This is a genomic window from Desulfitibacter sp. BRH_c19, assembly GCA_001515945.1.
GTDB lineage: Bacteria > Bacillota > DSM-16504 > Desulfitibacterales > Desulfitibacteraceae > Desulfitibacter.
The window spans coordinates 68,742-92,472 of record LOER01000023.1; the positions used below are offsets into that span (position 1 = coordinate 68,742).

The 23,731-nt window shown below is 35.4% G+C and carries 19 protein-coding genes; 4 read left to right on the forward strand and 15 right to left on the reverse strand.

Annotation, left to right across the window (positions count from 1 at the left end):
* Window positions 1-101: 101 nt before the first annotated feature.
* The gene (locus tag APF76_13155; protein KUO51589.1) at window positions 102-2,216 is read right to left on the reverse strand and encodes a hypothetical protein; all 2,115 of its coding nucleotides are present in this window, start codon (window positions 2,214-2,216) and stop codon (window positions 102-104) included.
* Between the two features lie 231 nt (window positions 2,217-2,447).
* Window positions 2,448-3,083, reverse strand: a complete 636-nt coding sequence (locus tag APF76_13160; protein KUO51590.1) for a hypothetical protein — start codon at window positions 3,081-3,083, stop codon at window positions 2,448-2,450.
* Window positions 3,084-3,284: 201 nt separating this feature from the next.
* Between APF76_13160 and APF76_13165 the strand changes: the two genes are divergently transcribed.
* Window positions 3,285-4,034: a LytTR family transcriptional regulator gene (locus APF76_13165; GenBank protein KUO51591.1), complete on the forward strand. Its 750-nt coding sequence runs from the start codon at window positions 3,285-3,287 to the stop codon at window positions 4,032-4,034.
* Here APF76_13165 and APF76_13170 read toward each other — a convergent pair.
* From APF76_13170 to APF76_13195, 6 genes are all read right to left on the reverse strand, one after another.
* Complete coding sequence (locus tag APF76_13170) at window positions 4,023-4,934, reverse strand: phosphate butyryltransferase (GenBank protein KUO51592.1); 912 nt, start codon at window positions 4,932-4,934, stop codon at window positions 4,023-4,025. The genes APF76_13165 and APF76_13170 overlap by 12 nt on opposite strands.
* 27 nt (window positions 4,935-4,961) lie before the next feature.
* Window positions 4,962-6,029: a butyrate kinase gene (locus APF76_13175; protein KUO51593.1), complete on the reverse strand. Its 1,068-nt coding sequence runs from the start codon at window positions 6,027-6,029 to the stop codon at window positions 4,962-4,964.
* Window positions 6,030-6,054: 25 nt separating this feature from the next.
* Window positions 6,055-7,140, reverse strand: a complete 1,086-nt coding sequence (locus APF76_13180) for a histidinol-phosphate aminotransferase (GenBank protein ID KUO51670.1) — start codon at window positions 7,138-7,140, stop codon at window positions 6,055-6,057.
* Between the two features lie 132 nt (window positions 7,141-7,272).
* Complete coding sequence (locus APF76_13185) at window positions 7,273-8,448, reverse strand: hypothetical protein (GenBank protein ID KUO51594.1); 1,176 nt, start codon at window positions 8,446-8,448, stop codon at window positions 7,273-7,275.
* A gap of 9 nt (window positions 8,449-8,457) precedes the next feature.
* The gene (locus APF76_13190) at window positions 8,458-9,618 is read right to left on the reverse strand and encodes a stress response protein (GenBank protein ID KUO51595.1); all 1,161 of its coding nucleotides are present in this window, start codon (window positions 9,616-9,618) and stop codon (window positions 8,458-8,460) included.
* 144 nt (window positions 9,619-9,762) lie between these two features.
* Window positions 9,763-10,206: a hypothetical protein gene (locus tag APF76_13195; GenBank protein KUO51596.1), complete on the reverse strand. Its 444-nt coding sequence runs from the start codon at window positions 10,204-10,206 to the stop codon at window positions 9,763-9,765.
* A gap of 325 nt (window positions 10,207-10,531) precedes the next feature.
* Between APF76_13195 and APF76_13200 the strand changes: the two genes are divergently transcribed.
* Window positions 10,532-12,361: a GTP-binding protein TypA gene (locus tag APF76_13200; protein ID KUO51597.1), complete on the forward strand. Its 1,830-nt coding sequence runs from the start codon at window positions 10,532-10,534 to the stop codon at window positions 12,359-12,361.
* A gap of 38 nt (window positions 12,362-12,399) precedes the next feature.
* On the opposite strand, the gene APF76_13205 is transcribed toward APF76_13200, so the two are convergent.
* The 3 genes from APF76_13205 to APF76_13215 form a co-directional block, all read right to left on the reverse strand.
* On the reverse strand, window positions 12,400-13,734 hold the full coding sequence (locus APF76_13205; GenBank protein KUO51598.1) for a glutamate dehydrogenase: 1,335 nt from the start codon (window positions 13,732-13,734) through the stop codon (window positions 12,400-12,402).
* 22 nt (window positions 13,735-13,756) lie between these two features.
* Window positions 13,757-16,354, reverse strand: a complete 2,598-nt coding sequence (locus tag APF76_13210; protein ID KUO51599.1) for a hypothetical protein — start codon at window positions 16,352-16,354, stop codon at window positions 13,757-13,759.
* A 350-nt stretch (window positions 16,355-16,704) separates the two neighbouring features.
* Entirely contained in the window at window positions 16,705-18,558 is a 1,854-nt protein-coding gene (locus tag APF76_13215; GenBank protein ID KUO51600.1) for a protein prkA, read from the reverse strand.
* Window positions 18,559-18,980: 422 nt separating this feature from the next.
* Here APF76_13215 and APF76_13220 point away from each other — a divergent pair, with 422 nt between their 5' ends.
* Entirely contained in the window at window positions 18,981-19,721 is a 741-nt protein-coding gene (locus tag APF76_13220) for a hypothetical protein (GenBank protein ID KUO51601.1), read from the forward strand.
* A 33-nt stretch (window positions 19,722-19,754) separates the two neighbouring features.
* Here APF76_13220 and APF76_13225 read toward each other — a convergent pair whose 3' ends face one another.
* The 3 genes from APF76_13225 to APF76_13235 all read right to left on the reverse strand — a co-directional run bounded on the left by APF76_13225 (window position 19,755) and on the right by APF76_13235 (window position 22,916).
* A complete protein-coding gene (locus APF76_13225; GenBank protein KUO51602.1) occupies window positions 19,755-21,008 on the reverse strand; it encodes a hypothetical protein in 1,254 nt (417 codons plus the stop codon).
* Window positions 21,009-21,066: 58 nt separating this feature from the next.
* Window positions 21,067-22,197 (reverse strand): hypothetical protein, encoded by a 1,131-nt coding sequence (locus APF76_13230; protein ID KUO51603.1) that lies wholly within the window; start codon window positions 22,195-22,197, stop codon window positions 21,067-21,069.
* Between the two features lie 116 nt (window positions 22,198-22,313).
* Window positions 22,314-22,916: a hypothetical protein gene (locus APF76_13235; protein ID KUO51604.1), complete on the reverse strand. Its 603-nt coding sequence runs from the start codon at window positions 22,914-22,916 to the stop codon at window positions 22,314-22,316.
* A 34-nt stretch (window positions 22,917-22,950) separates the two neighbouring features.
* Between APF76_13235 and APF76_13240 the strand changes: the two genes are divergently transcribed.
* On the forward strand, window positions 22,951-23,490 hold the full coding sequence (locus tag APF76_13240) for a hypothetical protein (GenBank protein ID KUO51605.1): 540 nt from the start codon (window positions 22,951-22,953) through the stop codon (window positions 23,488-23,490).
* Here the strand turns inward: APF76_13240 and APF76_13245 are convergent.
* A complete protein-coding gene (locus tag APF76_13245) occupies window positions 23,485-23,718 on the reverse strand; it encodes a hypothetical protein (protein KUO51606.1) in 234 nt (77 codons plus the stop codon). The two genes, APF76_13240 and APF76_13245, sit on opposite strands and share 6 nt — an antisense overlap.
* Between the last annotated feature and the right edge of the window lie 13 nt (window positions 23,719-23,731).

Sequence of the window (23,731 nt, forward strand, 5' to 3'; positions counted from 1 at the left end):
AAAACAATATTACTTAAACCATTTTAGCACTTCATGAACATGTGTCAATATACTATAAAACAAAACCAGCCAGGAGAACCGTCCCCCTGGCTGGTTTTGTTTTAGTTGTAGTAACGTTCAATTCCTTCTGCAATTCCTCTGGCTACTTTAGCTCTAAAATTTGGATCAGCGAGAAGCTTTTCCTCTGTGGAATTGGATATAAAAGCAGTTTCTACTAATATCGAAGGCATTTTTGTCTCTCGTATTACCTTAAAGGAACTCTGAATTATTCCCATGTTTTTCCTTCCGCCATGGGCCACTACTGACTGTTGAACGAGCTGTGCTAATCTAATCCTTTGTGCCCTTTGAGGTCCTAAAATAGGATCACTAGCTGGAGCGTAGTAGTATGTAGAAGTTCCACCAGCATTTCGGTTTAATGCTGCATTGGCATGAATACTTACATATAAATCAGCATTTACTGAGTTTGCCAGCTGCACCCTGCCATCAAGAGATAGAGACGTAGCTTGAGTAGTTCTAGTTAACATTACCTTTGCACCCTTATCCGTTAGAATGCCAGCTACTCTATTAGCTATATCCATTACAACTTCTCTCTCCTTTAGACCCGAAGAACCCATGGCACCTGGATCAGATAAGCCTGACCCATTGACAGAACCGTGACCAGGATCTATTACAATTAGTCTTCCTGCCAAGGAACCTTTTTGGAATAAGAAGGTTATTTCTTTGTCACCCTGGCTACTTAATTCAGAAAACCCAATTGGAGATTTTAGCTCTATAACTACCCTGCCAACATCATCTGAAAACTGCCCTGCCCTGATTTGTTTGATAAATGGATTATTAAGTTTAATTTTTTCAAGTTCATCAACTGGCAAATCCAATTTAACTCCTTGGACATCTATGACAACTCTATATGGGTTTTCAAGATACATGGTGCTATAGTGGAGTCCATTGTTGCCTTGTAATGTTAAAAAGAAAGCATCATCAACCTCTTCACATTCTAAGCCAAATAATGAAGGATAGGAAGAGTTGTCCTTACTCTCATTAAAGTCAGCAACTATGATTCCTGTTCCCCTTGATGCTTGAGTATATCTATCATCTCTAATTGATTGAAGAGATATGTAATCCCCAGTTATCCAGCCCACATCTCCACTAGTCGTTTTAACATAATACCAGTTATTACTTTCATTTAAAACTTCAAGAATATCTCCAATGTTTGCCTGGTGATTAATATCAAAAGAAGTTCCTGGACCCTTGCGAATGTTTACTACACTACCAATAACGAGTGCCGTTTGCTGTTGATTTCCTACATCCGTCCCATCAGGTTTTTGTTCTGAAAAACCATTTCTTAGTGTAACTAGCCAACCGGCAATCCAGCCTTTCTCTCCATCATCAAGGGTAATTTGGTGCCATATTTCCCCATCTTTATCCAAGGATGAATTAAGTATTTTAAATTCATTGCCGGAAGTTGCTTGTCCAACTTGAGCATTCTCTGTTCCAGGACCAGATCGAACATTGACATTACTGTCAGTCACAACAGCAACATCTCCTTGGGGCTGACTGACATGAGTAGTTATAACAACCATTTTATTGGAGGCCTGCCACTCTACATCTGCTCCGAAGGATTCGCTTATAAACCTAAGTGGAACCATTGTTCTTCCATTGGTCAATTCAGCCTGTGTATCCATTGTTACACTATTACCATTCACATCGGCCTGCATCTTGCCAATCCAAAGTTGTATTTCCTGACCTTGCTTCTTAATAACAACCTTCTGCTCTGCCGGCAACCAATTCACGTCAGATCCCAATTCTTCACCAATAAAACGTATAGGAACCATTGTTCTATTCTGGAAATTAACAAATGGATGCACATCAAAGCTTACATTCTTGCCGTTTACAGATACTCCTATATTGCTTGCCTCTGTGGTGCTTGCAGGTGAATCTATTTTAATAAAATCTTTTGAAACCCAGCCGATCTTTCCGTTATTAAGTTTAACTTTAACCCAACCGTTATTTTCTTCTAAAACAGATACCTTACTACCCTTTGGTACCTGGTCTACTATGGAATGAGTTAGAGCGGGTCCTGCACGTACATTCAAAACGTTTCCTGTTATGGTAGCTGTAGCACCACTTGCTAATATGTTTGCAGGAATTAATGTAGCAAATACAGTAAAAACTAATATGTATGTAATAAATCTTACAATCGATTTCTTAGACTCCAATATACTCACTCCTCAATGTAATAGACGAAACCCCGATGACATTTGTTGCATCTTTTTACTAATACGTTTCATATTTCGAGTTTTTATAGGTATTTCCTGCAAAATTTACCTATTTTTCGTATGGTAAAAATATCCACAGAGGTCTTTTATATGGGTCAAGCCTTTTCATCGGAGTAGATGAACCTTTAAAAGAAAAAACCGGCTTTTGCCGGTGAAGTATCTTGAGATTTTTTAGGGCCCCATTTCAAGACTAGAAGAAATAGCTTGGGAAAGATCCATATGGCCGGTTAATGTTTCAACATATTGACCTTCAACTAAAAACTGAACTCTATCAACTGTTGGGAACTGGGTAAGTGTATTAACTATTGAATAAACAGTTAGTGCTTCAGAAGTTGTTCCACCTATATGATTGTCTATTAATTCTTTTGAGAAATCAACAATTACTAAACCATCACTTTTGACATTTATATCTTTAAGTACAGTTCCAACTGGAATAATTGGAAGTAGATCACTATCTGCACTTGGGCCTTTTATTAATTCATTGACGGTTGCTCGCCCTATTCCCTCAACTTTGGAAATTTCTCTCTCTTCCATTACCAACGTTTGTCCCTGGCTATCACCAAACCACAGTTGTACTACAATTTGCTCGCCAGGTTCTTCAAGTGAATAGTCCTCTGCGTTCATGGGAACCTCTTGGAATTGATTTTCCTCTGGAATATCAATTGTTATTGTTGGCTCCTCTTCACCTCTGAATTTTTCTTTTAATGATGTTAAGGTATTGATAGCACCGCAACCGGCCATAACTAACATACAGCCCACAATGAGAATAATCACAAAAATCTTTTGCTTTCTAGATTTAATTAACACAAAAAATCCTCCCTTCCTAAATTGTTTTTCATAGTACATGTTTATCCTTGAAAGGAGGAATTTATTACTATTTTCTTATTTGCTTTTTTTCACTAGAAGATAAAACAAAAGTTATACTTCCTGATAGTACTAAAAAGGATTTTTGTCTTTTTTTGAAGAATTAAGATATATAATAATATATTCCTTGGAGGTAATAGTATAATGCGATTAAAGGCTCTTATTGTAGATGATGAATATCCTGCAAGAATGGAATTGCGATATTTATTAGAAAAATTCTCCCATGTTGAAGTGGTAGGCGAAGCAACCAATGCAGCTGAGGCTCTTCAGCTAATAAATGCGCTAGATTACTCGATTATTTTTCTAGATATTAATATGCCTGGAGTTAATGGACTTGACTTAAGCAAGCAAATAAAAAATAATCCTCAAAAACCTAATGTTATTTTTGTAACAGCTCATGAAGAATATGCATTGGAGGCTTTTGGAGTAGATGCTGTAGATTACTTACTTAAACCAGTTAACCCTGAAAGGTTGACTGAAGCTTTATTAAAAGTTGAAAATAGAATTGCAAAAACCAATAATATTGCTACTAAACCTAAGAGTGAAGCCAACTCTACTACCCTTGATATAATCCCTATTGAAAGTCAAGGAAAAACAGTTCTCTTAAAGCATACTGATATCATTTACGTAAATGCTCAAAATGATTACTGTATATTTAAAACATTTGATAAACAATTTTTATCTAGGTTCACCTTAAAAGACCTAGAAGCAAGACTTAACAAAAATCTTTTCTTTCGTTGTCATCGTTCATACCTTGTGAACATTAAACGAGTTCGGGAAGTAACACCCCTTTATAATGGTACACTTTTATTAACAGTAGACGATAAAGAGAAAAGTGAAGTGCCAGTTAGTAGATCACAGGTGAAACAAATTAGAAATTCATTAGGAATGTGATGGTTTTTCATATGCAAGACAAGCCAAGGCAATTGAATTAAGCTTGCCCTCTGCATTCTCTGCCCTTGAAGTCAATACTATAGGATTAGTTGCACCTAGAACAAGTCCAGCCATTTTTGCTTTCGCAAAATAAATCAATGCTTTCCCAAAGGCATTGCCTGTTTCAATATTTGGAAGCAAAAACAAGTCTGCCTTGCCAGATATCTTACTGTCAATTCCTTTGTGGTGAGCTGCATCTTGACTAACAGCTACATCAAGGGCAATTGGGCCTTCAACAATTCCTTTGGGCAATTCACCTCTTTTACTCATTTCTGAAAGTTCCTTAGCATCAACAGTTGCTGGCATTTTTGAGTTGACCTGCTCATTAGCTGTCAAAACCGCAACATGTGGATTATCAAGCCCCATTGCATTTAGCGTTAATAGTGCATTAACTAAAATGTCTTTTTTCTCATTAATATTTGGAGCTATATTTATTCCTCCGTCTGTAAGGTATAATAATCTATCCCACCCTGGGATTTCAAAAACTCCTAAATGACTTAATAATCTACCTGTTCGTAGGCCTTCTTCCTTATTTAAGACTGCCTTTAAAAATGTGCTACTATTAATAAGGCCCTTCATCAAAATATGTGCTTCTCCTTTTTTTACCAGAGAAACGGCCTTTAAAGCCGCCTTCTCGTCGTCGGGCTCATCTACAATTTCATAGCCTGCATTGATGCCCATGTTTTTTAAAATAGACCCTATACGGATTGCATCTCCCACAAGAATGGCTGAAGCTAATTTTGCTCTTCTGGCAGCGTCTATGGCTTCAAGGACATCTTTATCCTGTGCAACAGCAACGCTTATTAGATAATTCCCTCTACTTTTGGCACTTTCTAGAATTTCATTGAAATTGTGGTACAAGAATTACCACCTCCTTGAGAAACCCATTTAATATTCTTTAGCCACTTCTTCTCTTCTAAGTACTCTTAGAGCCCCCATAGCTAAAGACCCCAGTTCTTCTTCACCTGGAACGAGTATTACAGGAGCAATGAATTTCACTCGTTTAATAATATCATCTGTGATTCTTTTTGAATGAGCTATTCCGCCAGTAATTATAATCCGATCAACTTGACCCTCTAGTACTGCAGACATGGCAGCAATCTCCTTACTTACCTGATAGGAAAGAGCATTCAGTAAAAGGACTGCCTGTTGATTACCATCTACTGCCATTTTTTCAATTTCTCTAAGATCTTTTACCCCCAGATAAGCAAATAAACCACCTTTGCTAATAAGCTTTTCTTTCATTTCTTTATGGGTATACTTACCTGAATAGCACAAATTCATCAATTGCGTTGCAGGTAGACCTCCACATCTATCTGGAGAAAAAGGGCCTTCTTCAATGGCATTGTTTACATCAATCATTCTGCCACGTTTGTGAGGAGTAACCGATACTCCACTCCCTAGATGGGCCACCACAAAATTAAATTCTTGATAGCCCTTACCTAATTCCTTTGCCACTTTATGGGCGACTGCTTTCATGTTTAGAGCATGTGACAAGCTAGTTCTGTCAATATCAGGTAATCCTGATATTCTTGCTACAGGTTCCATTTCATCAACAGAAACGGGATCAACTATAAAGGCTGGAATATTCAACTTACTAGCAATATTGTAGGCAATTACTGCACCAAGATTGGATGCATGTTCTCCCCTTTTCCCTTCCTTCAGATCACTAAGCATATTTTCACTAACTCGGTACGTTCCACCAGCTAAAGGTTTAACCAGTCCGCCACGTCCAACAACAGCATTAATTGAGTTAAGCTCTATATTTGCCTTTGCAAGTTCTTTTAATATAAGTTCTAGGCGATATGTATACTGATCAAATACCCTTGCAAACTGTTCCAATTCTATTACCTCATGCTCAAGGGTTTTCTTTAATATTGGTTGGTCATCTGCAAATACAGCAAACTTTGTTGAAATAGCTCCTGGATTAATAACAAGAATATTATTTTTCTCCATTAAAGTAAATTTTCCACCTTTCTATTTAGATAGAGGAATCTGCTAAAATTAATAATACTTCTTTTAACGAAGCTATAAACCTTTGATTCTCTTCCTGGGTGCCTATGGTGACCCTTATGAAGGTATCCATACCAAAAATATCTCCAGTACGTATTATAACTCCCCTCTTTTGCAGCTCTATGAAAACTTCTTTAGAGTTTTTCCTTAAATCCACCATCAGGAAGTTAGCATGGGTAGGAATATAGTCTAATCCCATTTCTTCAAAAGATTTATATAAAAATTCTTTTCCAGCTTTGTTCACATCTATACTATTTAGGACATGTTCCTTGTCTTGTAACCCAGCTAGAGCAGCTTTTTGAGCCATTAGATTAACATTAAAAGGTTCTCTAGTTCTTTCTAAAAGCTGGATCATAGCAGGAACAGCAACTCCATATCCTATTCTTAATCCTGCCAAACCATGAATCTTGGAAAAAGTCCTTAGAATTATTATATTTTCTTTTCCATTTTTAACATATTCCATAGACTGAGGATAATTCTTATTGTCCACATACTCATAATACGCTTCATCAAAAACAACCACTACATGATCAGGAACCTTTGCTAGGAATTTCTCTACCTCTTCAGATGTTACAATGGTTCCTGTTGGGTTATTAGGGTTGCATATAAAAATCATTTTTGTTTTTTCAGTTATTTGTTCTGCCATTTTTTCGAGATCATGGGTATGATTTGTCACTGGAACCTTTTTAAGAATGCCACCCATCAATAGACACACGAAGTTATATTCAGAAAAGCTAGGATCAGCAACTATTACCTCATCCCCTGGATGAATAAAAGTCTCACCTAAAAGTTTAATTATTTCGTCAGACCCATTACCAAATATTAATTGATTCTGTGGAACCTCCAAAAAATCGGAAACCATATTTCTTAATTCAGTACAGTATCCATCAGGATATAAAAACATTTTATGGGCATTATCCTTCATGGCTTGTACAGCCTTCGGGGATGGACCTATGGGGTTTTCATTGGAGGCTAGTTTGATAACATCTGTTAAACCAAATTCCTTCTGTACTAGCTCTATTGGCTTACCCGGCACATAGGGTCTAATATTCATTATGCATTCACGATACTTAGGAAAATTTTTACTCACCTTCAACACACTCCTTTAAAAAAGAATTTCTATGTAATTTCCTTTTCAATTATACTACACCAGCACATATTAGCAAAGCAGAGTGATGATCCATGTCTACTTTCCTCCATTATAAGTAAAAATCGCTGGGGAATCTTTTATTACTGTTTCCAAATGTATCTTTTTGCCCCACAAAAAAAACAATAACTCTAACGTTTTCTCTAAATATTGTTGGTCTAGCTCCCATTTATCATAGCAATGAAGTAAATACAATTCGCCTTTATTGTTATAATTTCCATCAACTACCTTAACTATGGGATGTCCTCCATTAATTAAACTATTGATTATACCATCCCGAACTTTTTCCCAGTTTTTTTCAACAACTACCCATTTTTGACCTTTTTTTGCATAAAGATATAGATCTAGATTCTCAATTAAACTTTCGTCAAGATAGTTTCTCACAAAAGAAAAATCCCTTTCGTTTCTACGTACATCAAACAAAGCTTCAATTCCCATTGACTTCTCCAACTCAGCAAATATTTTGAAACCAACAAGGTAAGGGTTTATAAAAAATTTATTTGTTTGCAGCAAATTTGCCTGCATTTGTGCAAATTGTATAAATTCCTCAGCACTCAGGTTGATTAGACGCATGATTTTAGAATGCCAAAAAGTAGCCCAGCCTTCATTAATTATTCTAGTATCTCTTAGAGGCAAAAAATACTCGATCTCTTTTTTTAGTATCATTAAAATATCTTTTTGCCACTGGTTAAGATACTGACTATGTAAACAGATAAAGTTAAGAATGCCCTCTTCCCCTACTTGAGGATTATTTTTAAGCGCCATGGCAGCATCTAAAAGTTTTTCAACTTCATAACTACCAAATCTTTCTTCGTATCTACTTATTGTATCCTTGTTTCTCTCCATAGTATTTAGAATATCCTTATCAGTTTTACAAGTAAAAATGTTATTCTTAAAAAAATCACTATGGGCGTAAACGTGGGCTACAATCATTGTTTGTTCAACTAAAGATGTATCTTCCAACAAAAATGCATGACATGGATTGGAATTTAAAACTAATTCATAAATTTTGTGCAGATTTAGTTCATATTGAAGCTTCATTTTATAAAAATGTTTTCCAAAGCTCCAATGATTAAAGCGAGTAGGAATTCCATATGCTCCAATTGCATGAATAACATCTGATGGACATAATTCAAATTCGATTGGATAAAAATCTAAACCGTATTCACTTGCTAGTAAATCTATTTTCTCCACTCTTTTGTGCAGATTTTTCATAGGAATCCCCTATTCTGAAAAGAATTTTTTTAGCGCCAGATGGACATCTGTTCTATCCTTTATATTAACGGGCACAAACTTTTTATTACTGCAAAGGGGTTTATATAAATCCATTAGGGTTCCAGTTTTATAATAGGGATTTGCAATTTCTGCATATCCAACTGAATTACATGTTCCTATCAAGGTTTCCATTAATTCATAGCACTTAACATTGTCTGATGGAAGGTTATCTCCATCAGAAAAATGGAAGGTATAGATATTATATTCTGAAGGTTTATACTTGTTACCTATTAAATCCAGAGCTAATGCGTAAACTGAAGAACATCTTGTGCCTCCGCTTTCTCCTTTTGTAAAAAAATCAATCTCTGCAACTTCTTTAGCTTCTGTGTGGTGTGCTAAAAAAACTATCTCAACTTTTTTATAATATACCCTTAAAAATCTAGTCATCCAAAAGAAGAAACTTCTAGCAAAATATTTTTCGTATGTACCCATCGAACCAGAGATATCCATCATAGCAAACACTACAGCACCATAAGAAATTTCTTCAGTTTTGTCCCATGTACTAAAACGCAAATCCTCCGGAATAAAAGTATTAACAATATTAGTTCCATTTAAATTCATTCCATTTAAGGAATTTCTTCTGATATTTTCTAAAATTGTTTTTTTCTTGTCAAGATTACTAAGAGACCCTGTTCTACTGATACTCTTAAATTCTAAAGTGTCATCTTTTATTATCTTTGCACCTTTTTTTTGAAGATCGGGAAGCCTTAGCTCTTTAAAAAGAATGTCTTCCACATCTTCAAGATTTATTTCTACTTCATAATAACTTACTCCTGGAAGAGTTCCAGCTCCTAATTTGCCTCTTTCATACTGTGTGTTTTGTTCCTTGATGGTACTTAAGACTTTACCTTCCTTTGTATTGCCCAAACCCTGACCAGCATAGTCTATCTGCTGTAGATTATACCGAAAACAATATTCTTCCATAGACTGGACTGGTATTTTGAAAAGCTTTTTCCCTTTTTCTAGTATTAAACTTTCATCACAAAGGAACTCAGCTAAATTATTTTTAAGAGCTTCAAGAACCTTTTTTCTATGTCGTTCCACATCGATAAAGGGCTTTCGGTATAATGACCAATCCTCCCTATTAATTCGAAAATTTACCACTGTAATCTCTCCGTTCAGGAAGCTGTTTTTACACCTTATGCTTTTTGGCTTGTACAGTTAACTCTTTCAAAATAAAAAAACAAATATTCCCCTTTCGCCGGAATATTTGTCTTCCTAAATCATTTTTTTATTATTATAATGCTACTCTTCCTATTTAATTATCATTACCGGACATGGCGAATTATCAATTAACTGTGTCATTGTATTACCTTTAAAAAGTAATTCAGTCAAGCTAGTCTCACCATGATAGCCGATAATCATTAAATCGCTGCCTATTTCCTCAGATATTGCCTTAATTACTTTTATTGGGTCTCCCCTCTTAATTCTAATCTTATAAGCAATACCATTGTCTTTAAATACTTTAGTAGATTTCTGAATACATTCTTCAACATGCGCACTTAGTATTTTCTGAAAATCCTTGCCTCTTGTGACTATTTCATAATCAACCTCTGCTGGCATATCATATTTCTCAAGCACATGGAGGATAGTAACTTCTCTATCCGGTTTTTCTTTTATTAATCCTACAATTGTATTAGCTATTTTATTAGACAAACCTGCACCTGTTGTGGGAAATAGAATTTTTTCAAACATCATTAAAACCCCCCTTATTTAAGGAAGAACTTAGCTTCACTTAATACTGTTTACTATTTTGATGTTTATAACGAAACTCCTTTTTTTATAATAAAAAAACTTATAAAACTTGGCACTTAGTATAATTTTTGTTAAACTTAAGCCTATTAAGCCTATTTCTAGAAACTTTATTATAGTAATTATACTTTTTAATGCTATAATTATAGGGTTGGAGACATATTCAAATTGCTTAACTAAGGAATAAATCATAAAAAACAGAGTGAAACTTAATTTAGGAGCATATCCTCAAAAGAGGTGTGTCCCCGTTCATTAAAAAGGAGGACTATTAATGTCATCGGATAATATACGCAATATAGCAATAATCGCCCACGTTGACCATGGGAAAACTACTTTAGTTGACAAAATGTTATCTCAGTCAGGAGCTTTTAGGGAGAATGAACAGGTTATTGAAAGGGTCATGGATTCAAATGACCTTGAAAGAGAAAAGGGTATTACCATACTTGCCAAAAATACATCAATAAAATATAAGGGATATAAAATAAATATATTAGATACTCCTGGACATGCTGACTTTGGTGGTGAGGTTGAAAGGATTATGAAAATGGTACAAGGAGTGCTTCTTGTAGTGGATGCCTTTGAAGGATGTATGCCACAGACAAGATTTGTTCTAAAAAAAGCTTTAGAACAAAACCTGATACCAATAGTTGTTGTAAATAAGATGGATAGAGAAAATGCTAGACCCCTTGAAGTAGTTGACGAGGTTTTAGATTTATTTATTGATTTAGGTGCTAATGAAGATCAGCTTGAATTTCCAGTAATTTATGCCTCAGCCTTAGATGGTAAGGCTGGTCTTGATATAGATAACTTGGATACAGATTTCGTGCCCCTCTTCGAAACAATTGTAAATCAAATTCCTGCACCCCAGGGTCAAAAAGATGATCCATTACAAATGCAGGTAACACTTTTGGATTATAACGATTATCTTGGAAGAATTGCAATTGGGACAATTAATAGAGGTACCATGAAAAAAGGAAATCAGATTATAGTTCTAAAAAGAGATGGGACGATTGAAACTCACCGAGTAACAAAGCTTTTCACCTTTGAAGGCCTAAAACGAGTTGAAACAGACCAGGTGGCTGCAGGAGACATAGTTGCCCTAGCTGGCATGGAGCAAATAAATGTTGGAGAAACATTATGTGATGTGGACACATGTGAACCACTCCCATTATTAACAATTGATGAGCCTACCCTGCAAATGAGCTTCATAGTAAATAATTCACCTTTTTCAGGTAAAGAAGGAGACCCGGTAACCTCACGCAAGCTAGGAGCAAGGCTAATGAGAGAAATAGAAACTGATGTATCATTACGTGTGGAAGAAACATCCAGTCCAGATGTATTCCTAGTTGCTGGAAGAGGAGAACTACATTTAGCAATCTTAATTGAAACAATGCGTAGAGAAGGTCTAGAATTTCAGGTATCTAAACCTCAGGTAATTACAAAAAGGGTAGATGGCAGAATACATGAACCATTTGAAAACCTAACCATAGATATTCCTGAAGAATATACAGGTTCAATAATGGAAAAGATAGGGCTGCGTAAAGGAACTTTAATGAATATGACTCACATCAGGGAACAGGTTCGTTTAGAATATTCTATCCCTACTCGAGGTCTCGTAGGTTTTAGAACTGAGTTTTTAACTGATACTCGTGGTTATGGAATCCTAAACAGAAGTTTTGACTCCTATAAACCGTATCAAGGAGATTTTACTAGTAGAACTAGGGGAGTGCTCATAGCCTACGAAAGTGGAACTGCTAATACCTATGGACTTTTAGCAGCAGAGGAAAGAGGCATTCTTTTCATCGAACCAGGAACTGCAGTTTATGAAGGTATGGTTGTGGGTGAAAACAGCAGAGACCAAGATATTGTTGTAAATATTTGCAAAGAAAAAGCATTAACAAATGTGCGTTCCTCCACCAAGGATGATACTGTTAAATTAAAGGGTTCACGTAATCTTTCCCTAGAGCAGGCTTTGGCATATATAGATACTGATGAATATTTAGAACTAACTCCAAAGTCCATACGGATACGTAAAAAATACTTGAAAAAGGCAGAACGTGAAAGATTTGAAAAGAACAACAAGAAAAATCCTGTATCATAATAAGATACAGGATTTTTTGTTTAGTTATTGATAATATCTTAGACTATTCCCTGAGCTTTCATAGCATCAGCTACTTTTAGGAAACCAGCTATATTTGCTCCAGCCACGAAATCCCCTTCTTTGCCAAATTCCTTTGCTGCCTCATCACACTTAATATAAATGTCTCTCATGATTTGGTTTAATTTAATATCTACTTCCTTAAATGACCATTGTAATCTCATGCTGTTTTGTGCCATTTCAAGGGCAGAACATGCAACTCCACCTGCATTAGCAGCTTTGGCTGGGCCAAATAGAATTCCATTTTCCTGGAATAGTTTAACTGCCTCAGGAGTACATGGCATATTAGCACCTTCAGCAACAGCAATTACTCCATTTTCTACAAGCATCTTAGCTGCATTTCCATCCAACTCATTTTGAGTTGCACAGGGAATAGCAATATCACATTTAATAGACCAAATACTAGAGCAATCTTCTACACATGTAGCCTCAGGAACATCATTTATATAGTCTTTAATACGCTTTCTTTCAACCTCTTTTAATCTTTTAACTATAGTACAATTGATACCGTCTTCATCACAAATATACGCACTTGAATCAGATACTGCAACAACTTTGGCACCTAATTCTTGTGCCTTTTCAGCTGCATAAATTGCAACGTTACCAGAACCTGATATTACTACAGTTTTACCTTTAAAGGAATCTCCCTTAGCCTTTAGCATTTGTTCTACAAAATAAACGACTCCATAACCTGTAGCCTCTGTTCTCCCTAGAGATCCTCCATAGGGAATACCTTTACCTGTTAATACACCTTCATATAAGTTAGTCAACTTTTTATACTGACCAAACATGTAGCCTATTTCTCTTCCACCAACGCCAATATCCCCAGCAGGTACGTCTGTATCAGCACTAATATGTCTGAAAAGTTCAGACATGAAGCTCTGGCAAAATCTCATAACTTCGGCTTCTGACTTGCCCTTAGGATCAAAATCAGAACCACCTTTTCCTCCACCGATTGGAAGACCAGTTAAGGAATTCTTAAATATTTGCTCAAAACCTAAAAATTTTATTATACCTAAATTTACTGATGGGTGAAAACGCAAGCCACCTTTATATGGCCCTATAGCAGAGTTAAACTGTACCCTGAAACCCCTGTTTACTTGTACTTTCCCATTATCATCAACCCAAGGAACTCTGAAAACAACTTGCCTTTCAGGTTCCACCATTCTGTCAATAATTCCCAGTTCTTTGTACTCTGGGTATTTTTCTAGAACTGGTTCCAACGACTCAAGAACCTCATGTACTGCTTGATGAAATTCTAATTCATTTTCGTCCCTTTTAATAACTTGATCCATAATTTCTTGTGCAATTAACATATTACCTACCCCCAAATTTAATTTAATTATTATTTAATAAACATACTAATTTTTGTGTAACTATATCTGCCACAATAGTTACAGTACTATCTTTCAAATCGCAAATTTTCACGACATTAGAATAGTCAGCTTTGTCAGAGAGTACTTCTGATAACTCATTAGGAAGTTTATTAAACCAATCCCAATTAAAAAATACATTATGATCACTAGGAAAAATAGCCATATAAAAAATATTGGTTTCTACCAGATCTTGAAAAAAATGACTTCCATAGGACAGTTCTGGACTTAGGCTACCACTTTTATGTGCTATCTCACCAATTACAGCTATATTATTTATTTCCGAAAAGCTTACAGGTATACCTAGTGAAGGTGTGGTAGTTCCCCACCTCCCTGGTCCTAATAATAAGGTTGGTGTACTAAATTTATCATTAATCTTCTTATTTAGCTTACCCACTATACGTGCTGTTTCATATCTCTGAGATGTTGTTAATTCACTATAGCTCTTTGGATCAACATAAATAATCCTTTGTATTTCTCTAGAAATACTGCCTCCCATAAAACTGTTTTCGAGCTTCAAAATCAACTTGCTATCATCTATGATTTTTGGAATTGTTACCTTCTCTTCACTTCCTTGAGTCTGCAGAGGGCGACATTGTAAAAGATTAATCTTGAATGAACCATCCTTATTAAAATTAACTGTAAACTCAGTATCAACAGGGTACTCATAAATTCTTTCTAGCTTCTTGAGCATCTTTTTCATCACAGTATTAAATGAAGTATTAGAAAATAGGTTGTCAAAATTAAGAATCCAGATATCCTCATTAATATCACAGATTTCTTTGAGCTTGCGAATTGATTCATAGTCTTTTAAACCAATTGGCTCCATATTTATATCAAGCTTTTCATTTGTTAACCTCTTTAAAGTTACTGTTTCTAATCTATTGTCCCTAACATTTAATACATCCACATAATGCTGAGAAAACCTTCTAATGTCTGCCAAGCCTGCATGGGGTCTTAATAGTGGTTCATCAAGGGCAACTAATCTAGGATAATCATTCTCTACCCTATTTACTGCTCTTGTTCCTAGTCCGAAAACAAGTCTTAACATGCCGGCCTCAGGATCAAGGTCTTTGTTCCAGACAAAAGTATTATGTGATATACCTACCCCTGCAAGATATGGAAAGAAATAATTATTATAATAAGCACCGGATACCCTTTGAACCAGAAGTGCCATCTGTTCATCTTGCTGATCCAAGCCCCTCTGCATTCTATAAGCAAGGGCATCTTCATTCATAACACTTGCGTAAATTTTACGGACAGCCTCTTTAAAATTTTTGTATCTTTCGTCTGGGGTGCCTTGATTTACACAAAAAATGCTTTCATATTTACCAGCAAAGGCATTCCCAAAGCCATCTTCGAGTAAGCTGCTGGACCTAACAATGAAGGGAGATTGGCCAAAATACTCTATCATCTGCAAAAATTGCTCTTTAATTTCCTCTGGAAATTCTCCAGTTAACATTTTTTCCTTTAGGTTTTGTGCCTCAACAAAATACCCCTTTTTTGCCTTTTGCTTCATTCGTAATTTCCACCAACCATTTTTAACTAGATAAGTGTAAAAAACATCCGAACCAATATAAAAGGAATCATGAGGTTCAATGTAGGTCTGCCACTCAATGGTTTTATCCCCTAAAAGAATATTTCTCGCAATAAGCATTCCAGCAGCCTTCCCACCTATAAATCCTGTTCCAATAAGCCTTGCTTTAATATTTAATAAGTCTTCCAATGTAAAATGGTTTATTGCAAGGCCTAATATTCTCTTTTCTCTACCAATCATTATTTTGCAAAGCTGCTCAACCATCTGATGTTTTTCACCATCTCCAGAAGGTCTTTCTAATAGATTTGCAGCATCTAAAAATAATTGATCCCAATAGTCAAGATTTCTTTTAGCAGTTTTCTTCCTCTTTTTGGCCATGTATGATAAAAGTACAGTAGTATCATAGCTGTTAGTGATGGGCACAAAACTTTCTCCTGCTTTTTTATGGGGCAAAAACATCGTAGGTGAGTACCTTTTCCAAGCTTTTAATGGATGAACATAAAGGTTCCCCTCATAACTGAAAACGTCTATCAGTAATTGAGTTGTCTCTCTGATACTGGCTATAGTTTTAAATGAGTGATTATTTCTATAAATTGCAAAGTAGGCTATTGTTCTAGATTGAAAAAGATACGGACATGTAACCACAAAAAAGTTGCCAATCATAGTATCCGTTGCCCAGATTTCCTGTAAATCACTTAGGCAATCAAAGACATAATACACATCTTCTCCTTCTCTAGTTACAATATTATGAACCTGGGAAGAAAAATACTCGAAACCCCGATGGGCATCTAACTTATAGATTGCAACATCTTCTCTAACTTTAATAAGGGGCTTATGACGCGCAAATCTCATATATACTACCCGCTTATTATCCTCCAAAGCCCTTTTGATATAGGGCATAATAAAATGGTGATAGTCATTGACATCTTCAACCTGCCAAACCACATTATCGCCTATCCTCAATTTGTCTATTATCTTGTCTAATTCATTTAAACCTGTAGTAGCCAAAGCTAAATCTGCAGACATGGAGTTTCCTCTCTTTTTAATCAATCTCACGCTAAATTAAGCTCCTAATTCATAACAAAATAGAGTGAACTCGTTCAGCCAAAGCTGAACATTGGGGAATCAGATGGAGACTCTACTCCACCTGATTTAGAGCCAACTTATAGAAGTGGGGGTCTTAACCCACATAAAATATTTCGGATAAAACAAAACTTGGCTAGTGAAAATAAAAAACGCCCCCAATAGACCCGCCTAGAAAGCAGGTCTATTGAGGACGTCATCGCCCTACATTATTTTCTTAAATTGTATTATAGCACAGTAATCTTGTTTCGGAAAGTATATTTGCATGCAAAATTTAATAACATATTTTTACATTATCTAAATGCTAAACCAGCAATGTTATTTAACAGTTCTGATGCACACAACTCGCAATATCCATTATAGTCAATCAAATGCTTAGTTGCTTTATTTAGGGTTTTTCTATCTTCATGGTGATAAGAGCCTACTTTTAAGCTAATTATTTCTCTGAAATCATAAAAGAGCTTCTTATCAACAGCTTCCTTTAAGACACTATGGGAACTATAATCTAAATCCAATTCTTTTAAATTTTTCTCTGTAAACCTGATTGCTATTTCCTCTCTAAATCCATTTTTAGCATTCTCACTAATCCCTATGTTTTCTTCCAAACTTCTCATAAAATTTTCATCAGCTTCCGTATCATTTAAATATGAGTTTATCATCTTAAGATATTCTCTAAATATTACTCGGGCTTCCTTTGAAAAGGAGGATTTACAGAGATTATAAAAATCATTGGTATATTTTTTGATGTACTCTTGTCTAACTAGTTCTATATAACCTAAATATTTCTCGTTGTTTGTACTGTCACTAAATCCAGCCTCAAGCAAGGATCTTTTTAATGCCTTTAATATTTCATGTCCATTTAAACATTCATTCTGGTGTTTGACTAGCAAGGAACACATAAGATTAACTAAAATTCGAGGATCAATACCCTCCATTCCTTCCCCTGGAAACTCCATTTTTAAGTCTTTTAAATCTTTTCCAGAAAACCCTTCTGCTTTTTCCCCATTATAAAGCTTTAGTTTCTTTATTAAAGTTAAGCCTTGCTTTTGAGATGGTTTTAACCTTGTTAAGACAGCAAAAGCTGCAATACTCCATAGGGCATGGGGTGCTATGTGAACATTTATATCACTTTTATTAATTATTTTCTCATAAATTTTGATTTCATTGTTTACCTCTAAGTTATACATTACAGGTACAGTAACCATCCTTGAACGTAGAGCTGCATTTTTTTCATTATTAATAAAGTCCTTGTATTCTGCTTCATTACTATGAGCAATAACCATTTCATCAGCTGAAATTAAGGCGTATCTCCCCACTTTAAAATTGCCTTCCTGAGATAAGTTCAATAAATTATATAAAAACTTTTCATCAAATTTAAAAATCTCCTGAAATTCCATTAATCCTCTATTTGCTTTATTGAACTCTCCATCAAATCTATACGCCCTTGGATCTGACTCTGATCCGTATTTACAAATAGTTGAAAAATCTATGCTCCCTGTTAATTCAGAAATGTCTTGAGATTTTGGATCTGATGGAGTAAAAGTTCCAATTCCCCTTCTTTCTTCCTCAGAAATCACTATCCTTTCAACTAGTACATCTTCAATACATCCATTATACTTTTCACGCAAATTGACTTTACATGAAGGACATAAATTTCCTTCTATATATATGCCATACTGATCCTGAAACATACCTCTCATATGGTCTGGAATCAGGTGCAGAGGCTCTTCATGCATGGGACATCCTTTGATTCCATACAAAGTGCCTGCTTCTGTTTTGCTATACTTCTCTAAACCTTTTTTTAACATATTAACTATTGTAGATTTACCTCCACCTACAGGACCCACCAATACCAAAATTCTTTTCCTAACATCTAATCTTCTTGCTGCAGAACAAAGATAGTCTTCTACAATCTTTTCAAGGGTCTTATCTAGGCCAAACAACTCAACTGAAAAAAAATTGTACTGTTTTTCTCCATTTATTTCTCTAAAACCTTGGGATAAAATCATGTCATATATTCTGCTATGAGCTAATCTTACAATATTTGGATTGCTCTTAACCATTTGCAGATATTTTACAAAGCTGCCTTCCCATTTTAGTTTCTTCATATCTTCTTGGGATTTTTTGAGCTTTTCTAAAAAGTCCATTCTGTTCCCCCTTGGCAGAAAGCTAGATAGATAGTCACTTTACCTTAAATATATGTATAACTTTTTTTGAGTATGAGTAATACTAACAAATAATGGGTATTTTATAATAAGGAAGAAATAAATATATTAATAGGTGGAGGTGTTACTTTGGCTTACATATGCAGTCAATGTGGGAAAACCTCAAGATTACCGGATTTTTGCTGTGGTAAATCAACAGTTAGACAAGGATCTTACTTATGTAAAACTTGCAGCAATACATCTAGTATAGAGCAGGAATGTTGCGGAACAAATATGGTTAAAATGTAGTGATTAAAAATAACCAGCTTAATGTCATAAGCTGGTTATTTTACAGTTTTCTTTTGTAATCTTTTATAATTTATACTATAATGATTTAAAAGAAGCTGCCAAGGAGGCCTTTATTAATGATATTTGGTACAGATATTATTCTTACGGATAAGGGTACTATAGTCTTTACCGAAGGAATAATTCATCCTGTTGAACCAGAAATTGGCACTATAAAAGATGCAATTTCCTTCTTTTATTATAAGGTAGCGCCGACTGAAGTCCCCTTGTATTATAGATACAAAAATATTTATTATGAACAGGATGAAACAATCTTTAATGAAGTTAATATCCGATACGATATTGTTGTGATGTTTCCAGGAAAAATTGGAAAAGAATTCATTAAAACAATAGGTACTTTTCAACCTTTGAAAAGTACAGGGAAGGAAACCTATTCAGAGTATTATGAAGTGTTATCCGGAGAAGCTATCTTTTTACTCCAAAAAAATGGCCGCAACAATGAAGTGGAAGAAGTCATTGCAATTGAAGCCAAAACAGGCGACAAAGTATACATACCCTCCAACTATGGCCATGTTATCATTAACCCCGGCGAAAGCTTTTTAGTTGTTGCTAACTTAATTGCTGCAAATGTAAGTGCTATCTCTGAAGCATTTTTGGAGAAGTCAGGAGCTGCTTATTTCTATATAGAAACTGAAAAGGGTAAGTGTGACTGGATAAAAAATCCAGACTATAAAAACTCGGTAGGGTTAAAAATAAAAGCCGCACCAAATTTGGAGCAGCCTATATCAGATATAAAAGATAAACCCTTGTATAGTGCATTTATAGAAAATCCTCAGTGTTTTGCAATACTTACAAATTAAAAGAAAAGACCATATGTCTTGGTCTTTTCTTTTTTACTCTTTTTCTGCCTGCTGAAGCTGCAAGGTTACAATTTCCCCTGGAATCTCCATTTCAATAGTCTGACCTTCAACTGTCTCAATAGTTAACATTAATGGAGTTGGTTTATTCTCTTCTTTAGGAGCAATTTCTAAATTTTTAATGGGCTTGGGAATTTCTACTTTTACATTTCCTTCTTTGGTCTCGATCATTAGCGTCATGGGACTATTGCCTGATGATGGGGAATTACCCTGATTCTTAGAACTCGAACCACTGCTTTTCTGGTTGCCAAGCAATTTGAACCGCTCATCTAAAAGATATGTATTCTCTTGAGTTATTAATCTTACAGGAACTATCTTTCCAGGAACATCAAAGTTTCCATTCTTAAGAGTCTTTTCACTATCCCACTGATCATCCTTAATTAACTGGGCTGCTGCTTTCAGCGCGTTTCTAGCAATCATTTGTGGCATATAATCCACTTCTCCATCATGAAAACCCTGTTTGATTGCTTCAGTTGCTTCCTTAGTGGCACCTAAGCCTACTGTAATCACCTGAGGATCTCTACCAACAGTATCAAGAGCTTCCACACCCTTTAATGCTAGCAGGCTAGATGGAAATATGCTACCAATAATATTTTGATTTTGACTTAAATCCCTTGCAATAAAATCTGCAGCCCCTTCTATATCATCAGCAGGTAAATTCCTAATAGCATATTGCATTTTGGCCTTTTCTAACTCATCGACAACCTCCTTTACCATTTCTGCAAAAGCTGTTGCATTAGTTTCAAAGGTATATATTACTATCTCACCTGGAGTTCCTTCTAGCTTCTTGCCAATAAAGCTCCCTTGTATCTGACCAATTCTAACAAAATCAGGAGCAATATGTCCATCTAAAGGAACCTGCTCGGGCATTACCCCAATGGAGATTAGCTTAACACCTTCCTCCATGATTTTTGTTGCAACCTCGCTGTTACCTTTTCCCGGGCCAAATTGTATAATTGCTGCATCTATATCTTCCTTTAACATTTCATCCACTTTTTTTCGTAAATCCTCTTCAGTTGGTGCCATTTCGACTGAGGCCAAAGCTACATTTTCCTTTTTAGCTTCCTCTTCCATAGTTTTTTCCATTATCTTAGCAATATCCTCCTCAATCAAGGTAAATATAACACCAACCTTTCCTTCAGGAGGCTTAGGTTTTTGTGGAGGAGATTGGTTGCAACCAAATATAAATAGAATACACAATAACCCGCCAAGCACCATACGAAATTTCATAATCGAATTCTCGCTCCTTTCAGATGATAGTTCAAAATATTCCCTTTAAACACATCCATTAAGTATAGTGTGGCGTCTTTTCCCTTGTTTTATCCAGAGCATCTTTGATTTCGTGGACAACCTCCAAATGGTTCTCAATATGCATACTTTTCTCAAGAAGGGTTTTGCTCTGTTGATTACCTATCTGACCTAAAGCCCATGCAGCATGTACTCTCATTTTATAATCTTCATGATTTAAAAATGGTTCTATCAAATGAATTGCGTCAGATTGCTTCTGATTACCTAGAACAATTAAAGCATTTCTTTGCAGAACTTTTTTTCCGCACCAACCAAAAGCGGCTCTTGAAAAAAGTTGTTTAAATTTTGAATTAGTTAACGTTAAGATATCTTTTAAACTAATATCTAAAAAATCCAGGGGTTCAAGGTATTTGTGTCCATTAGGTGAAACACCTTTATTATTAGGGCATACCTCTTGGCAGATATCACATCCCATTAGGTTGCTACCTATTAATGGACGTAATTTTTTAGGGACTATTTCCTTAGCTTGAGTGACATAGGCTAGGCATTTATGCGGGTTTAAGGTATACATTCCTTCTATAGCACCTGTAGGACAAGCTTTGATACAGACTTTACAATTCTTGCAACCGGTCTCTACTGAAGAAACTTCAGTAATGCCAAGTTCAATTGTTAGCAATATTTCTCCAAGGAATATCCAGGAACCTGTGGCTTTTGTATAAAAGCAAGAATTCTGCCCTATCCAACCAAGCCCTATTTTTTCTGCAAGAAACCTTTCTAATAAAGGGCTACTATCCACTAGCGCCTTATACTCGAAACTTTCTTCTTCTGACTTCAAATATTCTATTACCTTATTCATTTTTTGCTTCATAACTAGATGATAATCCATTCCCCGCGTATAACGAGCTACCTGTGCTTTGAGAGGTTCTGGGCTAGATTCTACATCAGAATAGTAACCAAGTCCAAGTACAAGAATTGACTTTACATTAGGTAAAACTAATTGGGGAGATGTACGAAGATTAAGATCTGGGTTTTCAAAACGAGAGTTATATCCTTTTCTACGCCTTTCTGTTAAAACATCCAAACGGTCTTTTAAAAAATCCGGTTCTACTATACCAACCAGATCAAATCCCATGTCCTTGCAAAATTTTATCAGCTTTTCACTTAGATTCATTAATCTACACCTTTATCCAAAAAATTCTATACTTCTTTAAGATTCTAAATCAGGTGGAGTAAAGCCTCCATCTGATTCCCCGATGTTCAGCATTAGCTGAATGAGTTCACTTTTCATTATTTTAGATATTTGCTAAATCTACTACAAAAACGGATAATAATATAATACACTACACCCAATGATAATACACCTGGGAAAACCATAGATGAATAGTTCACGACAACCTGCCAGTTACTTTTAAATACGATGCCTGCTATTAACAACCCACCACACCACAGATATGTCCCCATGAGGGTATAACAGAAATACTGGGTGGGATACATTTTAGTCATTCCAGCAAAGTAAGATACATATTTTCCACAAAATAGAGGTCTGCTAAATACAACAACCATTGGTCCGTATCTTTCCAACCATTTCTGCCCAGATAAGAATTTTGTATGGTATCCTAGGTTTACTTTCTTAATCTTAGATAGAATTTTCTTACCCCAAAGAAAAGATAAAAAGAATGGTACCATTGAACCTAAAGAAAAGCCCATGACCCCTGAAAATAGGGCGGGCCAAAAAGACAGAAAACCTCCAGCCACTAAAAAGCCTGCAAATATTATAAAATAGGCACCTGGAAAAGGTATTGATAGACCCTCAAGAAGCATTACGAAAAAAATTCCAGGATACCCTATTAAAATCATATAATATAGTATAGAATCTATAACTGATGACATTAACTCAACTCCAATACTATTAAGGAGATTAAATATGGAGCTTACATTAATAGATTATCAAGAGATATATGAATTATTAAATCCAGGACCTTTGGATACAAAGGACTGTGGAACCCTGTGTAAAGCTGCTTGCTGTCAAACCTACAACCAGGATATGGGGATGTATTTAATGCCTGGGGAAGAAAAAATGTTCAACTCTGAAGATATGGACTGGTTATCATGGGAAACCCATAATCCCCAAAATTATGATTTTCCCGGAAGTTGGTTACAACCTGTATACTATGCAAAATGTTTAAAGCCTTGTCCGAGAGAAAAGCGCCCTATACAGTGCAGAACTTTTCCATTAACTCCCCACATTACAAAAGATGGCAATTTAATACTAATTTGGGAGACTTTGAAGCTTCCATATACGTGTCCTCTGATAGAAAAAAAATCATCCCTCAACAGTAATTATGTAGAAGGATTACAAAAAGCCTGGTCAAAATTAATTAAAAACAGTTTAATAAAGGATTTGATCAATTGGGACTCCAGACAAAGAGAAAAAGAGAAATTAACACTTTCCCCTTATCTATAATTCAACTAAATCTATTGACAACCTAAAATCACTACCACACTTTGAACAACTAACCAAGTGAACACATTTATTGTCCACATTATCAGTTCTGAGAGTTAATTCTTCATATGGACTATACGGTCCAACAAATTCATTAATGCTTCCATTATCGATCATTTTTATGCCACAATGAGGACATATAAATTCCTGAATATTTTCTAACCCATTACACAATGGACATATCTCCATGTATCTTACCCCA